At 41.5% G+C, this 3,416-nt stretch carries 4 protein-coding genes; 1 reads left to right on the top strand and 3 read right to left on the bottom strand.

Annotated features, from left to right (window positions below):
* Positions 1–350: 350 nt before the first annotated feature.
* The 3 genes from AC1S52_RS02195 to AC1S52_RS02185 all read right to left on the bottom strand — a co-directional run bounded on the left by AC1S52_RS02195 (position 351) and on the right by AC1S52_RS02185 (position 2,286).
* Positions 351–1,214: a hypothetical protein gene (locus AC1S52_RS02195; protein WP_482027407.1), complete on the bottom strand. Its 864-nt coding sequence runs from the start codon at positions 1,212–1,214 to the stop codon at positions 351–353.
* 128 nt (positions 1,215–1,342) lie between these two features.
* On the bottom strand, positions 1,343–2,026 hold the full coding sequence (rnc, locus tag AC1S52_RS02190; protein WP_482027406.1) for a ribonuclease III: 684 nt from the start codon (positions 2,024–2,026) through the stop codon (positions 1,343–1,345).
* Positions 2,027–2,040: 14 nt separating this feature from the next.
* Positions 2,041–2,286: an HNH endonuclease gene (locus tag AC1S52_RS02185; RefSeq protein ID WP_482027405.1), complete on the bottom strand. Its 246-nt coding sequence runs from the start codon at positions 2,284–2,286 to the stop codon at positions 2,041–2,043.
* 804 nt (positions 2,287–3,090) lie between these two features.
* On the opposite strand from AC1S52_RS02185, the gene AC1S52_RS02180 reads away from it, so the two are divergent.
* Positions 3,091–3,321, top strand: a complete 231-nt coding sequence (locus tag AC1S52_RS02180) for a DUF433 domain-containing protein (protein WP_482027404.1) — start codon at positions 3,091–3,093, stop codon at positions 3,319–3,321.
* Positions 3,322–3,416: the final 95 nt, after the last annotated feature.

The raw sequence follows: 3,416 nt of genomic DNA, 5'->3' as shown, positions 1-3,416 counted from the left end.
ATCTCTCGATGTTTGTATCCTTTGAGAAACATCTGGATGGCAACAGCACGCTTGAGTTCACGGGCATCCGGGTTAGAGGCAATAAAGTCATTCAGTTCATCTAGCATAGAACCATTCCGAGTCGTGCTTAAGTCCTCTCTATATTCTCACAACTGACTTGGGATTGCTATATACGTGAACAACTTGATTTCCTTAAGGCTGCTGTTTCTAGAGATAACCTCAGCTACCTAACGATCCTGTTGAGCGGTCACAGGTAAACCAGCACCACAACCCCAGGTGTGTAGTAATCCTCTCCAACAAGGTTGTTAGCCCTTTTAATCATAGGTTCTGGAAAGAATGCGATGGACTCACTATAATTTACCGTATGCCCGTAAAAGACGCGCTGTATCCTGTCCATCAATTATGCAATATTGTGCCATCTTGCCTTGCAATTGATTTTCATTTACTTTTCCTTCGATATCTTTCACAACATAGTCAGATATTGAACCTACAAATTGGATAATAAAAAGTTGAGCAGGTGAATCTAGAAGCCTTACAATCTGATCACCATTTTTGCCACAATCTTTAATTTCGAGTACCTTCTTCCTAAGCCCATTTCCCTTTAGAAGGAATGCAGATGCCACCCTATTGCCTTTAAGAAGAACATTTGATGTATATAAATCATTTATTTCTCCACCCCAATCCTTTTTATGAAATGGAACATCAAGAATCTCTTCTAAACCGATTTGTATAAACTCCTCTGACTGATCCAAAAAACCATTAATAAGTAAATCTGACACTTCTTCTAGTCTAATTTCTTGAATCTTGCTAAAACTATCGATCTCATCAATATAAATTCTTAGTATTCTTAGATCATCATATCGGCTTAGATTACTTTCAACTACTTTATCAAGTATGTTAATTTTATGCTGTAGCAGGCTTCTAAGACCATGGTGAGCTGAGATTGACGAGAGAACAGCAACATCTGGATTCATTAAGTGAATAAATGTTTGCAATTCGAAGTTAGTAGGAAACACAGAGTTGATAAATTCTATTGCACATGCAGTCCATTGATCCACAAGATTGCACTGTTTCCGATCATCTTCGAATGTAAATGTTCCCTGCCATGTTTTGTTTGCAAACTCTGCTTGGATCTGCTCAAGGAGACTATAGCCAGCATTCATTAAATCTAGCAGTTCACACTTAACCTTAGTTTTAGCTTTTTTTAATCGCATATCAGAAATAATTTTGTCTGCAAAATTGTCTGGCTAACGTTCGGGTTGAGCGGCTGCAAGCTACCTTTAGAGCACAACCAAGATCTCTCAACAGTCCGCTCCAGCCGGGTTGTTAGCCCTCGCCTACATCATAGAAATCCTCGCTTTTTCAGCTTAGCTATAGCATCTTCAGCAGCTTGTTTTTCTGCATCCTTCTTGCTACGACCTTTACCTTCACCGTAGAGTTTATCATCCACATAAACCTTAGAAAAAAACTCTGGAGCATGATCTGCGCCACCTAATTTTTCTGTGACATACTTCGGAGGAGCCTTTGCCCCATTTGCCTGCGCGAGTTCCTGAAACTTATTTTTTGAGTCTATATTTGAACGAACTACCATAACTCCTTCAGGCACAGAGTCAAATAGTTGTTCCACTAAAGGGCGTAGTGCCTCAATGTTTCGCTTGTTATCCAAATAGTAAGCCCCAATGACGGCCTCAAAAGTGCTGCTAAGAAGATTTGGATTTTGATAACCACCTTCACGGATTGCACCCTGCCCTAGTCGCATCCTGAAATCTAATCCAACTTCAATAGCAAATCTAGCGAGTTGTTTTTCGTCTACAAGCGCTGCTCGTCGTCTTGTCATTTTATCTTCTCCCATTTCAGGATGAACCTGATACAGGTATTCGCCACTGATGAAATTGAGAATTGCATCACCAAGAAACTCCAGGCGCTCGTTATCTCCACCTTCCCCAGGATTTTCATTGATATATGAGCGGTGAGTTAGAGATTGGCGTAGAAGCTTCTCATCATTAAACATCAAGAGTTTGTGCATTTTTCCTTCACTCGTTAACTGAAAACTGATTTAGGCACGAACGAACGTTGAGGCGGATAGAGGCTGTTCCCGCGAGAGTTATTGCATGGGAAACAAGCAAGCCGTAGATTTTCTAGGGAGTTTGAACCACCGTGACTTTTGGGTTTTAGATGGTCTAGGGTCAATTCTTCTGCGGGCAGGCAACACTCGCACCACCAACAACGCGAACCATAGTCACTGATGAGTTGAGCCTTTTTAGCTCGTTTTTGCTTGGGAGTCATGTCGGATTTCCTTTGCTACAGGTTTAGTAGCATCGGAATATCAAGGATAAGCAGTAAAATTCCCTCCTGAGTGGGGATTTACTAACTTGTCACCTGCTGGTAAACGTCTCAAGCTCACTATCTCCAAGCCTCACACCAGCGCATACCTAATATGCTGAACCAGCGTTCACCTGAAATGAAATCCCTCATCTGAGATAAACGCTAGACCAGAATACTGGGTATGCATTGATCTGAGGATCAGAGATAGTGCCCATGAGACGAAAATCTAGGTATTGATATTCGTCTGCCTGATTAAATCGAAACACAGCCAACCCTCATTGTCAAGATCGAAAACGCAAGATAACTTCAATCTCATTCCTGTCAATATTTTTCACTTACGTCCTCACAGATAACTCAGAGGGCTAACTACTAATAGACTGAAACTTTCCGCCTAAGATCCCATAGTGGGTGAATAGGCAGAATGATTCGGCATAACATCCTAAATTTACTACTTATGCATATTATTTCCGCATAGTACGCCATTTAAGCTGAATAGCCAGAATCTTTCCGCATATTTTCAGATTTTTTTCTCGTTACCAAGCTCCAACTTGGTAACCAGGGAAAATCAAGCTGGAGCTTAGTGTAAGAGCTGTAGGGTGCTGTTAGGTATCGCCGTAACCACCGCTAACCCGTGCCTGTGGGTTGTCGAGTTGTTTCCAAATCGCCCTCATGTGGGTAGAGTGGCAACTGAATCATCTAAAGTGAAAGGTGAATCAATTGCCACTGCAAAGCTATAATTTGATTAAGTTTAGATACTTTCAACGTATGAACTACCGAAATTACATCACGATCGAACCCAATAAACGTGGTGGCAAGCCTTGCGTCCGTGCCTTGCGAATTACGGTTTATGAAGTGCTTGAGTACCTAGCTTCCGAGATGACCGAAGCAGAAATCCTCGACGATTTTCCTGATCTGACGCGAGAAGATTTAAAAGCCTGCATTGCTTATGCTGCTGACCGTGAACGGCGATTTATAGCCGCTCCATTATCCCCATGAAATTACTTTTTGATGAAAACTTGTCGCCCAAGTTACCGAATCGTTTAAGTAATAGACTTGTTGCGGAATAAGAATTTTTAAGGGAAATTCTTCCC

The sequence above is a fragment of the Kovacikia sp. CALU 1929 genome (genome assembly GCF_056784235.1).
The sequence above is the reverse complement of the archived record's forward strand: the minus strand, read 5'-3'. Positions and strand labels throughout refer to the sequence as shown.

Bases quoted from the DNA above. Each gene is read 5' to 3' on its own strand.
- AC1S52_RS02195 (WP_482027407.1), bottom strand. From the start codon at position 1,214: ATGCGATTAAAAAAAGCTAAAACTAAGGTTAAGTGTGAACTGCTAGAT.
- rnc (WP_482027406.1), bottom strand. From the start codon at position 2,026: ATGCACAAACTCTTGATGTTTAATGATGAGAAGCTTCTACGCCAATCT.
- AC1S52_RS02185 (WP_482027405.1), bottom strand. From the start codon at position 2,286: ATGACTCCCAAGCAAAAACGAGCTAAAAAGGCTCAACTCATCAGTGAC.
- AC1S52_RS02180 (WP_482027404.1), top strand. From the start codon at position 3,091: ATGAACTACCGAAATTACATCACGATCGAACCCAATAAACGTGGTGGC.